Source organism: Ureibacillus massiliensis 4400831 = CIP 108448 = CCUG 49529 (assembly GCF_000772965.1).
In the GTDB taxonomy this organism is placed as follows: Bacteria; Bacillota; Bacilli; order Bacillales_A; family Planococcaceae; genus Ureibacillus; species Ureibacillus massiliensis.
In genome coordinates this window covers 24,460-41,951 of the sequence record NZ_JPVQ01000020.1, presented here as the reverse complement: position 1 = coordinate 41,951, position 17,492 = coordinate 24,460, and the positions used below count along the sequence as shown (strand labels likewise).

Sequence of the window (17,492 nt, the reverse complement as noted above, 5' to 3'; positions counted from 1 at the left end):
GTTTGTTAAATTTTTATGACGAATTAAACACAGTAAATGCATTTTGAATCAATTGGAATAAGCTATTTTCCTTTAATAATACTACAAAATGTGACATAATTTTCAACAGACAATTGGTTACTTTTTCACAAAGTGCAAAAGCGCTAGCATATAAACAGACGGAGTGAAAACATGATGGAAAGATTGCAAAAAGTAATTGCCTATGCAGGGATTGCTTCAAGGCGTAAAGCTGAAGAGTTAATATTAGAAGGTAAAGTAAAAGTAAATGGAAAAGTAGTTAAGGAGCTAGGTACGAAGGTATCGAATTCAGACGTAATTGAAGTAAACGGGATTAAACTAGAAAAAGAAGATAAAGTCTACTTTTTACTATATAAGCCTAGAGGTGTCATTTCCGCCGTTACAGATGATAAGGGACGCAAGACAGTAACGGATATATTTAAAAAGCATGTGCCTGAAAGAATTTTCCCTGTTGGTCGTTTAGATTATGATACTTCAGGATTACTGCTGCTTACAAACGATGGAGAATTTGCTTATCAAATGACTCATCCAAAATTTAAAATCGATAAAACGTATATCGCACGTTTAAAAGGTATACCAACAATTGATGGGTTAAAAAAACTACAGCGCGGAATTAAGCTAGAAGACGGAAAAACAGCACCAGCACAAGTGAGCATGACTTCCTTTGATACAAGTGCAAATAAAGCGATTTGTGAAATAACAATTCATGAAGGCCGTAATCGTCAAGTTCGTCGTATGTTTGAAGCCATTGGTACTCCAGTTGTAAAACTAAAACGTGAAAGATTTGCATTTTTAGATTTGACAGGCTTAAATCCGGGTGAATACAGAGAGCTAACAAAACATGAAGTGAAGCTACTTAGAGTGTTAGCGGAAACGGGTAAGATTGATTAACACTAAGTCTGTAGTGAAAATGTTCAAAAATCATTCAAAATCAGGAAAAAGCCAATTCACAATATTTGCTATAATGGAGTAGGTTTAATGTAATTGGGGGGGCAGTACTCTTATGGATAAAAAAAGAAAGCGCTCTATTATTCGTGGAATTATATTAGGCGTATTAGTAGTTGCGATCGGATATACAATCTATAGTTCGGTAACGAAGGAAAAGGTTGAAGTATTACAAAAAGGCGATCATGCACCAAACTTTGAACTGGTTGGTTTAGATGGAAAGACATATCGCTTATCTGATTTAAAAGGCGAAGGTGTATTTTTAAACTTCTGGGGAACTTGGTGTGAACCATGTAAAAGAGAAATGCCTGCTATGGATCGCCAGTATGCAATTTATAAAGATCAAGGCGTCAATTTACTTACTATCAATATCGCACAATCTGAGTTTGAAGTTGAAAGCTTCTTAAATAATCTTGGAGTATCTTTCCCGGTAGCTATCGATAAAACGAAAAGTGTAATGACTGCTTATAATGTTCAACCATTACCAACAACAGTTTTGATTAGTCCGGATGGAACTGTTAAAGATATTATTACTGGTGAGATGAATGAAAAGAAAATCGCAGCATTTATGGAGTCTATTAAGCCAGAATAGGAGTTTTTAATATGGAAAAAGTCACATGTTCATGTGGTCATGAAAACCCTTTTGGTACAAAAATTTGTGGGAAATGTGGTAGACCACTGACTGAGGAAGCAAAATCACAAAAAGTACTAGATATGAAATATGATGGATCTGCTATTCGATCAAAAACATATAACAAATCCATTATTGATAAAGTATGGAATTTTTTCTCTAGTGTGAAAGTCGGAGTATCCTTAATTATCATTCTTTTAGTAGTTGCTTCTATCGGTACAATTTTCCCTCAAGAATTTTACGTATCTGCAGGGACGGATTTAGAAAGAGCGCTATACTATGAAACGAATTATGGTTCCCTTGGAAAACTGTATTACCAGTTAGGCTTGGCGGATCTTTATAGTTCATGGTGGTTCCAAGTTCTTGTTGGAATGCTTGCAATTTCAATTATCGTTGCAAGTATTGATAGGGGATTACCTTTACACAAATCATTAAAAAATCAAAGAGTTAAACGTCACGAAAGTTTTATGAAACGCCAAAGGATAATTGCTGAAGGAGCAATAACTGAAGGCAACTCTTCAGAAACTCTTGCTAAAGTTGAAGAGAAAATGAAAAAATTAAACTATAAAGTAAAACGTGATGGTAATGCACTTCTTTTTGAAAAAGGAAGATTCGCACGTTACGGTCCTTACATAAATCATGTAGGTTTAATTATATTTTTAGTAGGTGTTATGCTACACCAAATACCAGGAATATATGTAGATGATTCGATGTGGATTCGTGAAGGTGAAACTCGCGCCATTCCTGGAATGGATGGTTACTTTCTAAAGAATGAAGAATTCATCTTCGAAACACATGATAATGATCCAACAACTGCACAGATTCAACAAGGTGTTAATGCAGTTGCAAAAAACTATCAGACAAATGTTTTATTATATAAGCAGTCTGAAGATGCACTTCCTGGACAAACTGATAATCTAGAGCTTGTACAGGATTATTCTATTCGTGTAAATCATCCATTAAAACATGACGGTTATGCAATCTATCAAATGGATTTTCGATTAAATGAATTAAAGGAAATGACATTTACATTAACAAATTTGGAAACTGGAGAGGCTCTTGGAGAAGTAGCAATTGATTTAAGAAATCCTCAAAAGGAATATATCATCGATGACAATACAAAAGTAAAATTGATGGGGTATTTCCCTGATTTCTCAGGATTTAATGATGAAGGTGAACCTCAAACAGCCACACCTAATCCGAATAATCCAGCTTTCATTTTTAATATGATTACTCCTGATAGACCAGATGGTGAAATTAGTTTTGTTGCGATCCAACAAACAGTACCAGCTGGGGATAATAAATATAAAATGGAATTTACAAGTGTGGAAACAGTTAATATGTCTGGTTTAACGATTCGAAAAGATAGTACGATTCCGATTTTATTTGTTGGTGGCTTTATCTTCCTTTTAGGTGTGGCGATTGGTTCTTATTGGAACCACCGTCGACTATGGATTGAACAATTGGAAGATGGACGAATCCGTTTAGCTGCTCATACAAACAAAAACTGGTTCGGAATGAAAAAAGATTTAGATGCTGTATCAGAATATGCAAAATTACCAAAATATATAGACCAGTTAGATACAGATGATGATGAAAAAGCACAAATGGAAAAGGAAGGTGACAACACCTTATGAGTTTAATTCAATTGAGTGGTAATTTATTGTTTGCAGCATTTATCGCATACTTAGTTGCTACCTTCCTAATTGGAGGGTCAATTAAAGGCGCTAAGGAAGATGGTGCTGTAAAACGTGCAAATAGATGGGGACAACTCGCTATCATCGTGACAATAGTTGGTTTCATTTGTCATTTATCATATTTCATTACACGATGGGCTTATTCAGGACATGCACCTGTTAGTAATATGTTTGAATTTACAACAGCATTTGGCATGTTCTTAGTAGGATCATTTATCTTAATTTACTTTATGTATCGTGTTACGGCTCTAGGCTTAGTTGCTTTACCAATCGCATTGTTAATCATTGGTTGGGCAGCGATGTTCCCTCGTGAAGTAACACCTTTAGTACCTTCTTTACAAAGTCATTGGTTAACAATTCACGTTATTACTGCTGCATTAGGTCAATCGATTTTAGCGATTAGTGCAGTGGCAGGCTTGCTTTATTTATTAAAGGTAGTAGATGATAAGAAAAAAGGAAAAGAACGTTTCTGGCTAGAAGCAGTACTTTATTTCTTAGTTGTTATTGTTGGTTTCATAGCAATAACAGTTGGCTTTAGAATGGCTGGCTATGAAGCACAATTTGCTTATGTTGATAAAGATGGTTTACAAAAAGAAATTACTTACAATTTACCGGCCATTATCGGAATGAATGAATCAGAGCTATTAACTGAAGGAGCAATGGAACCGTTATTCAATGTACCTCCAATTCTTCATGGTGTAAAATTAACGACTGTTGTTTGGTCTATAATTGCTGGTACAATTCTTTATTTAATCATTCGATTAATATTTAGAAAACGAATCCTTGCGATGTTACAACCATTAGTGAAAAAATTAAATTTATCATTACTTGATGAAATTGGCTATCGTTCTGTATTAATCGGTTTCCCAGTGTTTTCATTAGGGGCGTTAGTATTTGCGATGATTTGGGCTCAGGAAGCATGGGGCCGCTTCTGGGGCTGGGATCCAAAAGAAGTATGGGCTTTAATCACATGGTTATTTTACGCAGCTTTCCTTCATTTGCGTTTGTCAAAAGGCTGGGAAGGGCGTAAAAGCGCATGGCTTGCATTGATCGGTTTTGCAATTATTATATTTAACTTAGTAGTAGTAAACCTTGTAATTGCAGGGCTACACTCATATGCTTAATATATTTACTTAGTATAGATAGGAAGGTATTTGGTACCTTCACTTCAAACTGGAATCAAACTCTTAAAGAAATTTGAGTTTGATTCCAGTTTTTTTGTATTGGAAATATTACAATTTATAAAACCTTCCTCCATATCTTAGGAGAAGCTTTCTTATCTTTTCTTATCCTTATCTTTTCATTTTTTGTGTGAAATAGTACAATAATAATAGAGAAGAATGAGAGGGGTAAAACCTATGTCTGAAAATATTTCTGTATTAGTTGTAGATGATGAAGATAGAATTCGTCGTTTATTAAAAATGTATTTAGAACGTGAAGGATATGAAGTTGAGGAAGCTGAAAATGGAGAAGTAGCTCTCTCAAAAGCATTTGAAAAAGATTATAGTTGTATTCTATTAGACATCATGATGCCGGAAAAAGATGGCCTTCAAGTATGCCAAGAGCTTCGTGAAAAGAAAGCTACACCGATTATATTATTGACTGCAAAAGGCGAAGAAGCAAATCGTGTACAAGGCTTCGAATTAGGTGCAGATGATTATATTGTAAAACCATTTAGTCCGCGTGAAGTCGTTTTACGAGTGAAAGCAATTTTAAGACGTTCAGTAGCTTATTCACCGGTGTCCAATACTACTTCATCAAAAGATTTAGTTGTATTTCCTCATTTGACGATCGATCATGATGCGCACCGTGTAACAGCGGATGGTACTGAGGTAAATCTGACACCAAAAGAATATGAGTTACTTTATTTCTTGGCAAAATCACCAGACAAAGTATTTGACCGTGAACAATTATTAAAAGAAGTATGGCATTACGATTTCTTCGGAGATTTACGAACAGTAGACACACACGTCAAACGATTACGTGAAAAATTAAACCGTGTTTCTGAAAACGCGGCAAAAATGATTGTCACGGTTTGGGGCGTAGGATATAAATTTGAGGTCGTCAATGACTAGAATATGGAATAGTATTGTCGGGAAGCTATGGGCAACCATATTGCTTCTCGTTTCATTTGTATTGTTTATCTTCACGGTTCTTATGCTTGAATTTCTTGATAATTATCATAACGAACAAGCAAGATCATCAATCAGTCAGACAGCTTCTACCATTGCAAGCATAGTTGATAATTACGATTTAGAACAATTATCGGATGAAATTATCAATGATTTTTTAAATGAGGATACAAATGCATTTATTGCAATAAATCCGAGTGAAGTGAAGTCTTCTTTCCAAACAGGTATTAACCAAGAAGAAATACGTGAAAGCATTTTAAGTAATACTGGGTTTAATAAAGTATTTGAAACGAATAATCAAGTGATTGAAGAAATGATTCTACCTTCTCAAAAAGAAAAAGATAAATTAGAATCCTATGTTGTTTTGGCGTATCCGTTAAAAAGTGATGATCAAATGCACGGTGCTATCTTTATTTATCAAAACCCAGATGCCATTCATAAAACAACAAACCAAACTACAAAAATTGTTTTCTTATCAGCATTCATCGCCTTTTTATTAACAACGTTCTTCGCCTTTTTCTTATCAAGTAAGATTACATCTCCACTTAGAAAAATGCGTGAGCATGCTTTTGAATTAGCGAAAGGGAAATTTGATGAACAGTTGCCGTCTACTCAAAATGACGAAATTGGACAGCTTGCGGTGGCATTTAACCAAATGGGACGTCAATTAAAGCATCATTTAGAAGTAATTAATCAAGAGAAAGAACAATTATCGAGTATTTTAACATCAATGACAGATGCAGTAATCACATTTAACAGAGATCGGACAATTTTAGTTAGTAATCCTCCTGCAGAACGATTGCTTCAAAAATGGTATATCAATCAGGAACCTAATAGTGATAGTCCAATACCTGCCGCAATCTATCATATGTTAGACCATGTTCTTGAATTTGAAGATAAAATTGAAGAGGATTTAGAAATTAATGGATCCGACTATAGTTTAACGATAAGTCCTTTGAAGAATAGTGGCCAATCAATACGTGGTGCCGTTGCAGTAATTCGCGATATGACTGAACAAAAAAGATTAGATAAATTACGTTCTGATTTTATAGCTAATGTATCCCATGAATTAAGAACACCAATTGCGATGCTTCAAGGTTATTCAGAAGCCATTCTAGATGACGTTGTTTCAAGTGAAGAAGAAAGAAAAGAAATGATTCGGATTATTTATGATGAATCGCAACGAATGGGTAGACTAGTAACAGACCTATTAGATTTAGCTCGAATGGAATCTGGTCATATGACGTTGTTCAAGGATGATCTACCAATTGTTCACGTAATTGAACGAATTACTCAGAAGTTTGCACAAGTTGCCAAGGAAAAACATGTACACTTAGAATTCAAATGTACTTTATCAGACGATTTAATCATGAGTTTAGATGAAGATCGAATTGAGCAAGTATTAACGAATTTAATCGATAATGCAATCCGCCATACTCCAGAAGAGGGAAATGTAACAGTTTCACTAGATAATGAGCTGTCCTATGCAAAAATTACAGTTTCCGACACTGGAGAAGGAATTCCTAAAGAAGATTTACCATTTGTGTTTGAACGTTTTTATAAAGCAGATAAAGCAAGAACTCGCTCAAAAGGTGGTACAGGCCTTGGACTTGCCATTGCAAAAAACATTGTAGAAGCACATAAAGGAAATATTAAAGTAGATAGCGTCGTAGGTGAAGGAACAACATTTACTTTTTATTTACCATTATAAGTAAATAGTTTACAATAGGCAGGGAGTAATTTTCCCTGCCTTTTTAACAAAATAATGTTATGTGAAACTATTTTGAATTTGAAACGACAAATTTATTAGAAATGGGAGTGATATGGATGAATGAATCCATTTTCCATCGTTTATATGATACTTACCATCAGGACGTTTTTCAATTTTTGATCTACTTAGTCAAAAATAGGTCTGTAGCTGAAGATTTATCACATGAAGTGTATGTTCGAGTACTAAAATCTTATGAACGCTTTGAAGGGAAAAGCTCTGAAAAGACTTGGCTATTCGCCATTGCAAAAAATGTGGCGATTGATTATTTTCGTAAAAATTCCGTACGTTCATCACATACTTTTACTGCTTTTGATTGGGAGACAAATCAGCTCGTTTCCCCAACGAAGTCACCAGAAGCATTAATCGAGTTAAATGATGATATGAAGCAGTTGTTAGAAGCATTAGAGAAATGTACTGGCGATCAAAAGATGGTCATTATTATGAGATATTTTCAAGAATTATCTATTGCTGAAACTGCTGAAATATTAAACTGGACGGAAGGGAAAGTAAAAACGACCCAGCATAGAGCAATAAAACATTTACGGGATATACTAACTAATAATAACGAAAAGGAGGCGAAGTCATTATGAGTCACGATAAGTGGGATGAAAATAAAATCGAAGAACTATTATCAAATTTCCCTAAAGTAAAAGACACTCGTTCGAAAGAAGATATCCTGCAAAGATTAAAAGATGACGGCGTTTTTGATGAAGAGCCTTCTGATACACCTAAACAGCAACAGCCAAAAAAGAAAAAGAAATATAATTGGATGCCTCCACTCATTACAATTGCTGCAATTGCGTTATTGGCGATTATGATTCCTTCGTTGATGAATCAAATGAACCACAATAATGAGGAAGCAGCTATGAGTACTTCAGGTACCGAAGAAGCTGCTGAAATGAGCCTTTTTAACATAGAAGAAAGTGAAAACAGTGCAAATGATCAGTCAAATATGAGCTTAATGGGTGATCAACGGCTAGGTAATGGAAAAACAGCTGTTTATCCTGAAGATTTAGAAGGGTATACACTCTTTACGCTTGGTCTTGAAAGTGATATGGCAACGAGCATTCCAGTAACGTTATTAATTCCGAATGAACAAATTGTAGAAGATTTGGGGAAATCAAACCCTTCAAGTGTTGAATTATATAACTACTATGCACCGCGAATTGATGAAAGTGCCCTCGGTTTTACAGATTATCATCCATATGTTGGAACGATTACAGAAGAAGGAAATCAAGTCATTCACAGGATTGCGAATAATCATCCCTACGATATGTCATCTGCAACGCGAGAAATTTATGATGATTCATTAATAGATACCTTCCCTTCATACGATGAAGCAGTATTTCTTACTGAAGAAGGTACACCAATTATATTTGACGAAGAGGGGATGGAAAGAAAACCTTTAGCATTACAAGGTGAAACTACCCACTATAGCTATTTCTTAATTGCACAAAATGATGGGTCAGAGTATTTAGCGCCGAATAATAGAGAAACATTTGCTACTGTGGAAGAAGCATTGGACGCGATGAAAATAGAAACTAATGATATTTATAAATCGGTTATTTTACCAAATATTGACTATACAACTTCTGTCGATGGTAACACAGTAACTGTCCAATTTACGACACAGGTTGATTTAATGAATGAAGATCAAATGGATGCGATGCAAATGATTGAAGGTATGTTATTAACAGCTGCAAGATTTGATATGCAAGTTAAGTTTGAAAACATTGTTCAGGAACAATGGGGAGGATTCAACTTTGCAAATCCACTACCAATTCCAGTTGGCGCAAATAAGGTTCCGTTGATTCTAACTCAATAAACATTCGATTTTTATGAAGAATCCGCTAAAATGATGGCGGGTTCTTTTTTTATAAAGGTAAAACATAAGCATCTGAAATTTAAAACTGCTAAAATTAAATCCAAGCAACTATCTTTACATTAATTCGTACAAAAGATATAATGAAATCGTAATTAAAATTAAATATTGATTCATCTTCGGGGCAGGGTGAAATTCCCGATCGGCGGTGATAGAAGTTGCAATTTCTGACCATTTTTTGGAGGATGTTGTAAAAAGCTTCTTTAGCCCGCGAGCTTGATTTTTGAGCAGGATTTGGTGCGATTCCAAAGCCGACAGTATAGTCTGGATGGGAGAAGGTGAAGGTACGGTCGTCTTCGTTTTACGTAATGAAACGGACTTGTGCGTTTAAAGGTTTTAATGTAAAGCATAGAAACCTTTATTTGAGTATTCTTAATTGAATTACTCTCATTTAACGTACAATTCTTTAGTAAATAGACGCTTATTTAATTGTGCCTATTCTCCCCTTATGCTTCTATTGCATAGGGGGTTTTCATTTTAGTAAACGAATTTAGGACTGTCCTTTCTTCTTGCGAGTTTGAATCAGCAAAGAGGAGAGATTCATTTATGCGTAAGCAAAACTTGAAGTTACGTTCTTTCGTAACGATCGCCATGCTAAGTAGCATTTCTTTCTTATTAATGCTATTAAATTTCCCACTACCATGGTTCCCTACATTTTTACAAATTGATTTTAGTGATGTTCCGGCATTAATTGCTGCCATTACAATGGGACCAGTAGCAGGTATATTAGTAGAATTGGTTAAAAATATATTAGACTGGATTTTCTCCGGTGCACCAACGGGAGTGCCTGTTGGACATATGGCAAATTTTGCAACCGGAATCTTATTTATTTTACCTGCGTACTATATTTATAAAAAATTCAACACGTTAAAAGGTCTAGCTGTTGGCCTAGTAATTGGTACAATTATTATGTCAGTTGGAATGAGCGTGTTAAATTACTTTGCTTTCCTTCCAATGTACACTTATTTATTAGGTTGGGGAACATTTGATATGTATGAAACAATCGTACTAGGTATATTACCATTCAATGTTATTAAAGGAATTTTATTAATGGCTATTGCGATTGTCTTATTCAGAACAATGAAAACATGGATTGAAAATCAAAGATCACAATATTTAATATAAATGTTAGAAAAGCCAACACTTTAAAGGGTGTTGGCTTTTTTTATATCCTAAAGAAATTGTTTTTTCATCTTTTTTTGAGATTAATAATATCTAAAATGTGTATGTTATTTTTTCTAACATGGTATTGCTATTAGAGGTTACATAGTTTAAAATAAGGCTATGAAAGGGAGGAGATGTCGATGAGTCGAGAGTTTCGAAGAGCTATGCCGTTACTCCCTATTAGCATGGTAATGCAATTAACGGAGCTAACTGCAAGACAAATTCGATACTATGAAGAGCATAAACTAATAGAGCCAGCAAGATCGGAAGGCAATCGTAGAATGTTTTCCTTAGATGATGTTGATGCATTGTTAGAAATTCGTGAACTTCTTGACCAAGGTATTAACATGGCAGGAATCAAAAAAGTATTTGATATGCGAAAAACAAACAATGTAAAGAGTTCTAACAACTTATCGATATCAGATGCTGAACTTAGATCAATATTAAGAGAAGAAATGCAACAAGCGCAAATTATGCAAAAATCATCATTACGACAGGGGGATTTATCTCGCTTTTTTCCTATGAAAAGTGAGTAGATTATATTTTTTAAACTATTTTCTAAAAAATTTTTAGGAGTGTGGAAAAAAATGAGTAAGTACACAAAAGAAGATATTAAAAGAATCGTGCAAGAAGAAAATGTAAAGTATATTCGTTTACAATTTACTGACATTTTAGGGACTATTAAAAACGTAGAAATTCCTTTAAGCCAATTAGATAAAGCATTAGACGACAAAATGATGTTTGATGGATCTTCAATCGAAGGTTTCGTACGTATCGAAGAATCTGACATGTACTTAAAACCGGATTTAGATACATTCGTAATTTTCCCTTGGACAGCTGAAAAAGGGAAAGTTGCACGTCTTATTTGTGACATTACAAATCCTGATGGTACACCATTTGATGGTGATCCACGTTCAAACTTAAAACGTGTTCTTAAAAACATGGAGGATCTTGGATTTACAAGCTTTAACTTAGGACCTGAGCCGGAATTCTTCTTATTCAAATTAGATGAAAAAGGCGGGCCAACATTAGAATTAAATGATTCTGGTGGTTATTTCGACCTAGCACCAACTGACCTTGGAGAAAACTGCCGTCGTGATATCGTGCTAGAGCTTGAAGAAATGGGCTTTGAAATCGAAGCTTCTCACCATGAGGTTGCACCTGGTCAACACGAAATTGACTTTAAATATGCTAACGCAGTTGAAGCATGTGATAACATTCAAACATTTAAATTAGTTGTTAAAACAATCGCACGTAAACATGGCTTACATGCAACATTTATGCCAAAACCTTTATTCGGTGTAAACGGTTCAGGTATGCACTCTAACTTATCATTATTCAGTGGTGATAAAAATGCATTCTGGGATGAAAGTGCAGATTTACAATTATCAGAAACTGCTCTTCAATTCATGGCTGGTATCATGAAGCATGCAAAAGCATTTACGGCTGTTACTAACCCATTAGTAAACTCTTATAAACGTTTAGTACCTGGTTATGAAGCTCCATGTTACATCGCTTGGTCAGCTCGCAACCGTTCACCATTAATCCGTATTCCGGCATCACGTGGTTTATCTACTCGTATCGAAGTACGTTCTGTTGACCCTGCTGCTAACCCATACTTAGCTATGGCTGTATTATTAGAAGCTGGTTTAGATGGAATTCGTAACGGATTAACACCGCCAGCTCCAGTAGATCGCAATATCTATGTAATGAGCAATGCTGAATTAAAAGAAAATGGTATTGAAAGTTTACCAGGTTCTTTAGCGGAAGCTTTAGTAGAATTAGAGAATGATGCAGTAATTAAAGGTGCATTAGGTGATCACATTTACTCTAACTACAAAGAAGCGAAAGAAATTGAGTTTGATATGTTCCGTATCGCAGTTCACCCATGGGAACGCGATCAATATTTACAAATGTATTAATATATCATAACGTATGATTGAATACTAAGATGCTAGAGCTTTAGGCTCTAGCGTCTTTTTTTGTGGTTGATGATATATAAACTTGTTTTTTTACAAAATCTTCCTCATGTTAATAGACATATAATATTTAACTTGTTCTCTTTCAAGATAGTACATATTCTATATTGATTCTTCATGATAAAAGTATAGAAACATATATTGATAAAGAGTTGAATATAGTCTTTATTTTGAAAAGGAGAGATGGTGTGCAAAAAAAATGGGTTACGTATTGTCTTTTAGCTATTGTGATATGTACCTTTAGCTGGACAATTTACACGGGAATATTCTTTTCAAACAATGCTAATAAAACAGGTGTTGTAATAGGAAGTAATGATATCGAACTTGATGAGGAAGAGTTATCTGTGGAATCGGAAGAACATAGTTATGTCGCTGGTGATGTTAACGAAGGGCGTAATGATGACGAACAACAAGCAATGGAACAAGGGCAAATTAAAGATGAAGAAAATTCTCCAAATATAAATAATGGTATTGGGCATGTATGGCAAGGGCATTCACCCATTCTCAATAATACTGAGGTTATGGAAGTTCAAGAGAAAGCACCCGAATTTGTAACAAAGACTTTGGATGGAGAAACGGTTAGACTTACAGATTTTTTAGGAAAAAAAGTGATCATTAATTTTTGGACAACTTGGTGCCCACCTTGCCAGGAAGAGATTCCGGAATTACAAAAATTCTACGAAAACTTAGCTAGTAGTCATAATGTTGTATTAGTTGGATTAAACATTACCGATCAAGATTATGAAATTGATGTGATTCATGATTTTAGAGATTATTATGGTATCACTTATCCAATCTTACTAGATGAAACAGGGGATATATCGTTAAGCTATGATATATTAACGATTCCAACAACCTATATTATTGATGAAAATGGAAATTTTGAGAAACAAATATTAGGACCACTAACTGAGGAAATGTTGAATGATGTATTGGAGGATTAAATTTTATCATTTCCTGAAAGAAGACCCCCACTTCAAACAACTCGTACGAGTATTAAGTAGGGTGTTTAGTATGACAAAGAAATTTACTTTTTTCCAGAAAGACACACGGGACATCTTTTCTTGATTAAGTGTGTTAAAGAGTAGAAAGACTTCTTGATTCTGGAAATATTATTGATTATACTCTATTGTAAGTGAATAGAATTGCAGGATTAAGGTGCTAATGAATTAGCTTAAAAGGGAATTCGGTGAAAAACCGAAGCTGTTTCCGCAACTGTAAGTGCTGATGAAATAAGAATTTGCCACTGTCAAATGAAGCGAAGGCTTTTAGTAGATGGGAAGGCTCTTAGAGTAAACTGATGCACAAGCCAGGAGACCTACCTTTCTCTGATCGTACGACTCTCTTCGGAAGTTAGGAGAATTTACGGCAAATAGACGAACGGGTATATTTTAACTTCTTTTATACTTTTCTTACCTATTTACCGCTATTTCTCATTTTAGAGATAGCGGTATTTTTATTGCCTTTATTTCTTGCATGAAATTCACTAAATTAAGAGATTTAATACAAGGGGGAAAAATAGTGGATTTATTGAAAAAATGGCTTAACGTATTTTTGGCATTTTTGTTAACGTTTTCATTATTTGCACCAGCAGCTGTGCAAGCTGTGGAAACAAAGGGAAATAGTTATACATCAACAGAAAATGAGATGGTGGTTAATGACAACAATGAATCATTAACTGATCCGACTATTAGTACTACTCAAGACACCGTAATAATAGAAGAAACCGAAACCGATGTAAAAACAAACGATGTGATAAGTGAAACGGAAGAAGTCGGCTGTTTACCAATTGAGATACGGATTGAAAGCTGGTTAGAAACATTAATCCCGTTGCAAACGATTTGCGTAGAAACTTTTGATAGTGATGAGTATGGGTTAGAAGAAGAAACTCCAGTTGTAGGACATGCTTTCTTACAAGCCATAGAAAAAGCAGAAAACAGTAAAATTACTTTGGATGATTTTGAGAATGGTAGTAATGGAACAATCTTTATTGAACGTATAGGTGATTACGGTTCTTTTACAATGGAATCAGGTTTGGACGGCTGGTTGTATACGAAAAACCTTACTTGGGCACCAGAGGGTATGTCTTCTGAGCCATTAGAAGTTGGAGATCGTATAGATATTTACTATGCAGCTAATTACTTAGAAACAGTCTTTACCGAATTAAGTGTAGACACTGCAAAAGTTAGTACTGACGAAAATGTTACATTTACATTAAATGAAATAGATATAAACACGGGTGTAGCTACAAATAGTGTCGAAGGAGCTACCATTTATATCAATGGAAAAGCAACGGATTATAAAACAGATAGTGATGGTAAAGCCTTTATTTCTTTTTCTGAAGAAGGAATCTACGAAATCACTGCGAATCGATATGAAAGTGACCCTTCAGATTTAACATACAATAACAATATAATTCGACCTGTTTCTGTAAAAGTTGAGGTTAAAGAAGATAAAAAAGTCAACATTCCAATTAATAAAATAGAGTTAAGTGAGTCAAGTCCAATAACTCTTCATGTTGGTGAAAATCTTCAATTAACAGCAACTGTATTACCTGAGAATACGACAGAAGATAAGGCCATTTTATGGAGCTCTAGCGATAATGACATTATAAAAGTTGATAACGGAAAAATAACAGCAATAGCAACAGGTAGCGCTACAATTTCAGCTAAAGCTGGAGATGTTGTTACCACTATCACTGTTAAAGTTATACAAGATTCAAATGAAACAACACCAACTATTTCCGAAGCAATAAACACAGCTTCTTCGTATTTGGCATCAATTAGTGCTGAGCCTAAATTTGGATCCGAATGGAGTATCCTAACGTTAGCTCGTTCTAATTATTCAATACCAAACGATTACTATGAAACTTATTACAATAACGTAGTATCTGAACTCCAATTGAAAAATGGAGAACTAACTAGAAACACCTATACAGAATATTCACGTTTAATTATTGCTCTGAGTTCTATTGGGAAGGATTCCCGAGATGTCGGTGGATATAATCTAATTGAAAAACTAGCAGACTTTAATAAGGTTACTAGACAAGGGATTAATGGAGCTATATTTGCTTTAATAGCTATAGATACATTTGGGTATGAAATTCCACAGATAGATGATATCGAAGTACAAGCGACAAGAGAAAATCTAATTAATTATATTTTAGATAAGGAAATTAAGCGCGGTGAGCCAGATGCTGGTGGTTTTGCATTATCGGGCAAAACTCCTGATCCTGACATAACTGCGATGGCGATACAAGCATTAGTACCATATCAAAATCAACCTGATGTGAAAGCTGTTATTGATCGCGCAATTGTAAAATTAGCTGATATGCAGTTGAATAACGGTGGTTATGAATCATGGGGTACTGAAAATGTTCAAAGTGCAGCCCAAGTTTTAGTAGCGTTATCAACACTCGGAATTGATGCAACTAAAGATGAAAGATTTGTTCAAGAAAATGGCTCGACAATTGTAACAGCGATTCTAGAATACTATACAGCTGACGGGGGATTTGCACATCCGAAGGATGGCCCGACAAATGGTATGGCAACACAGCAAGCCGCATATGCATTAACTGCATATAATCGATTATTAAATGGTCAAAATGCCTTATATAATATGTCGGATGTAAAACCGTCAGATTTCAATAATTCAGAAGAAGAACCAACAGAAAATCCGAATCCTGGAAACGGAAATGATACAGATGACGATGTTCCATCGAATCCAAACCCAGGTGGAAGTAGTCCGCAACCTATAGAAAAAGTTAAATTATCTATAATCATTTCAAGCTCTAATAAACCACTTCCTACTACTGAAATTGAAGTGAAGAATGGTGACACAGTATATGAAGTGTTAAAACGTGCGACAAAAAAATATGATATTGAATTAAGCGCGCGCAATACGGATATGGGCGTATATGTTGAGGGGATTGCCGGCCTTTATGAATTTGATAAAGGTCCAAAAAGTGGTTGGATGTACCGAGTTAACGGGGATTTTCCGAATATTAGTGCAAGTAAATTTAAAGTAAAACCTGGAGATCGAATCGAATGGTTATATACAACCGATTTAGGTAATGACATTGGTGGTGGGTTCGATGATTCAAAAACCAATCCTGGAAACAATGGAAGTAGTGGAGGAGGAGGCTCTGGATCTGGCGGTGGCTCAAAAACTCCAGAAGAACAAAATGAAACAGATCCTCATGAATCAACCATTACAGTTAAAAATCAAAATGGCGAAACAAAAGTACAGCTTACATTGAGTGATTGGATAGTAAAAACACAAAATTTAAAAGGTGGAAACCTTATCATCACAGATGAAACAGGAACAAAAATTGAAGTACCAACATCTTTGGATATCTTATCATTACCAAGTGATTCAACAATTGTAATAGGGGCAAAACACACAGCAGTAAACGATGCTGTAGCATTTATAGTTGAACTAGAAGTGAAACATCGTAATAGTACTCCTGAGTCTATTAAAACAGGAAAAGAATACTTGAAAGTGACGACTCCTATTTCAGACTTACCTAAAGGTGCAGTCATTCTTCAAATAGAAGATGGCGAATATCGTGCAGTTCCACATAAAATCGAAAATGGACAAGTAATCATTTTAACGAAATCTGGTGGGACATTTGTGGTTCGAACAGATGATGTTACGTTTAGCGATCTAACAAATTCACCATATAAAGAAGAAGTAGAGTTTTTAGCAAAACGAGGAATTGTTGCAGGTCGAGAAGATGGAACATTCTCACCAAATGAACCAATTACACGCGCTCATTTTGCAGCTTTAATTTCTAATGCGCTTGGGTTATACGCTGAAAATTCAGGGCAATTCGTTGATACAGAAGGAAAATGGTATGAACAGGATATACAAGCTTTATATGAAGCGGGAATCACTGCAGGAACTTCTAAAACAACATTTAGTCCGGAAGATAAAATTACACGCCAACAAGCGGCAGCACTGATGGCAAAAGTTTTAGAATATGTTTCATTTAAGTCAGAAACGACAAGTGAACTTACATTTAAAGATAGTGATCAAGTCTACGAGTCATTCGCTGAAAGTATCTCTTTATTAAATAGCTTAGGCATAATGAATGGGAAAGCGGATGGTACATTTGATCCGCAAGGTGAGTTAACGCGCGGACAAATGGCTAAAATTTTAACGCGTACCTTAAAAATTGGCGACCTAATGTAAATGAGTTTATAGTAACGAATGATTCGTTATCGAATAATTTTTTCTAATTTACTTTGATTGCTAGATAACCTAGCTCTGAC

The 17,492-nt window shown here is 35.0% G+C and carries 13 protein-coding genes and 2 riboswitches; all 13 genes read left to right on the top strand.

Going from position 1 to position 17,492, the window contains the following annotated elements; translation table 11 throughout:
• Nucleotides 1-174: 174 nt before the first annotated feature.
• The gene (locus CD30_RS11540) at nt 175-909 is read left to right on the top strand and encodes a pseudouridine synthase (protein WP_036177084.1); all 735 of its coding nucleotides are present in this window, start codon (nt 175-177) and stop codon (nt 907-909) included.
• 112 nt (nt 910-1,021) lie between these two features.
• Nucleotides 1,022-1,555, top strand: coding sequence for a thiol-disulfide oxidoreductase ResA (resA, locus tag CD30_RS11535; RefSeq protein ID WP_036177020.1), 534 nt, complete (start codon nt 1,022-1,024; stop codon nt 1,553-1,555).
• 11 nt (nt 1,556-1,566) lie between these two features.
• Nucleotides 1,567-3,231 (top strand): cytochrome c biogenesis protein ResB, encoded by a 1,665-nt coding sequence (locus CD30_RS11530; RefSeq protein ID WP_036177018.1) that lies wholly within the window; start codon nt 1,567-1,569, stop codon nt 3,229-3,231.
• Nucleotides 3,228-4,415 carry a c-type cytochrome biogenesis protein CcsB gene (gene ccsB, locus CD30_RS11525; RefSeq protein WP_036177016.1) on the top strand — a complete coding sequence of 396 codons (1,188 nt, stop codon included), beginning with the start codon at nt 3,228-3,230 and terminating at the stop codon, nt 4,413-4,415. Before CD30_RS11530 ends, ccsB begins: the two co-directional genes overlap by 4 nt.
• A gap of 234 nt (nt 4,416-4,649) precedes the next feature.
• Complete coding sequence (locus tag CD30_RS11520) at nt 4,650-5,366, top strand: response regulator transcription factor (RefSeq protein WP_036177014.1); 717 nt, start codon at nt 4,650-4,652, stop codon at nt 5,364-5,366.
• A complete protein-coding gene (locus CD30_RS11515; protein WP_036177008.1) occupies nt 5,359-7,134 on the top strand; it encodes an ATP-binding protein in 1,776 nt (591 codons plus the stop codon). The genes CD30_RS11520 and CD30_RS11515 overlap by 8 nt, the downstream gene beginning before the upstream one ends.
• Nucleotides 7,135-7,250: 116 nt before the next feature.
• Nucleotides 7,251-7,784 (top strand): RNA polymerase sigma factor SigX, encoded by a 534-nt coding sequence (sigX, locus tag CD30_RS11510; protein ID WP_036177007.1) that lies wholly within the window; start codon nt 7,251-7,253, stop codon nt 7,782-7,784.
• Complete coding sequence (locus CD30_RS11505; RefSeq protein ID WP_036177006.1) at nt 7,781-9,019, top strand: hypothetical protein; 1,239 nt, start codon at nt 7,781-7,783, stop codon at nt 9,017-9,019. The genes sigX and CD30_RS11505 overlap by 4 nt, the downstream gene beginning before the upstream one ends.
• Before the next feature lie 168 nt (nt 9,020-9,187).
• Nucleotides 9,188-9,360, top strand: a riboswitch (FMN riboswitch).
• Nucleotides 9,361-9,622: 262 nt separating this feature from the next.
• On the top strand, nt 9,623-10,201 hold the full coding sequence (locus CD30_RS11500) for an ECF transporter S component (protein WP_036177005.1): 579 nt from the start codon (nt 9,623-9,625) through the stop codon (nt 10,199-10,201).
• Nucleotides 10,202-10,380: 179 nt separating this feature from the next.
• Nucleotides 10,381-10,776 (top strand): MerR family transcriptional regulator, encoded by a 396-nt coding sequence (locus CD30_RS11495; protein WP_036177004.1) that lies wholly within the window; start codon nt 10,381-10,383, stop codon nt 10,774-10,776.
• A 51-nt stretch (nt 10,777-10,827) separates the two neighbouring features.
• Nucleotides 10,828-12,162, top strand: a complete 1,335-nt coding sequence (gene glnA / locus CD30_RS11490; RefSeq protein ID WP_036177003.1) for a type I glutamate--ammonia ligase — start codon at nt 10,828-10,830, stop codon at nt 12,160-12,162.
• A gap of 245 nt (nt 12,163-12,407) precedes the next feature.
• Nucleotides 12,408-13,163 carry a TlpA family protein disulfide reductase gene (locus CD30_RS19540; RefSeq protein ID WP_052126173.1) on the top strand — a complete coding sequence of 252 codons (756 nt, stop codon included), beginning with the start codon at nt 12,408-12,410 and terminating at the stop codon, nt 13,161-13,163.
• A 195-nt stretch (nt 13,164-13,358) separates the two neighbouring features.
• A riboswitch (cobalamin riboswitch) is annotated at nt 13,359-13,559 on the top strand.
• A gap of 181 nt (nt 13,560-13,740) precedes the next feature.
• Nucleotides 13,741-17,412 (top strand): S-layer homology domain-containing protein, encoded by a 3,672-nt coding sequence (locus tag CD30_RS19535; RefSeq protein WP_052126172.1) that lies wholly within the window; start codon nt 13,741-13,743, stop codon nt 17,410-17,412.
• The last annotated feature ends 80 nt before the right edge of the window (nt 17,413-17,492 follow it).

Excerpts from the sequence above, each read along its gene's own strand:
- CD30_RS11540 (WP_036177084.1), top strand. The coding sequence starts at position 175 with ATGGAAAGATTGCAAAAAGTAATTGCCTATGCAGGGATTGCTTCAAGG.
- resA (WP_036177020.1), top strand. The coding sequence starts at position 1,022 with ATGGATAAAAAAAGAAAGCGCTCTATTATTCGTGGAATTATATTAGGC.
- CD30_RS11530 (WP_036177018.1), top strand. The coding sequence starts at position 1,567 with ATGGAAAAAGTCACATGTTCATGTGGTCATGAAAACCCTTTTGGTACA.
- ccsB (WP_036177016.1), top strand. The coding sequence starts at position 3,228 with ATGAGTTTAATTCAATTGAGTGGTAATTTATTGTTTGCAGCATTTATC.
- CD30_RS11520 (WP_036177014.1), top strand. The coding sequence starts at position 4,650 with ATGTCTGAAAATATTTCTGTATTAGTTGTAGATGATGAAGATAGAATT.
- CD30_RS11515 (WP_036177008.1), top strand. The coding sequence starts at position 5,359 with ATGACTAGAATATGGAATAGTATTGTCGGGAAGCTATGGGCAACCATA.
- sigX (WP_036177007.1), top strand. The coding sequence starts at position 7,251 with ATGAATGAATCCATTTTCCATCGTTTATATGATACTTACCATCAGGAC.
- CD30_RS11505 (WP_036177006.1), top strand. The coding sequence starts at position 7,781 with ATGAGTCACGATAAGTGGGATGAAAATAAAATCGAAGAACTATTATCA.
- CD30_RS11500 (WP_036177005.1), top strand. The coding sequence starts at position 9,623 with ATGCGTAAGCAAAACTTGAAGTTACGTTCTTTCGTAACGATCGCCATG.
- CD30_RS11495 (WP_036177004.1), top strand. The coding sequence starts at position 10,381 with ATGAGTCGAGAGTTTCGAAGAGCTATGCCGTTACTCCCTATTAGCATG.
- glnA (WP_036177003.1), top strand. The coding sequence starts at position 10,828 with ATGAGTAAGTACACAAAAGAAGATATTAAAAGAATCGTGCAAGAAGAA.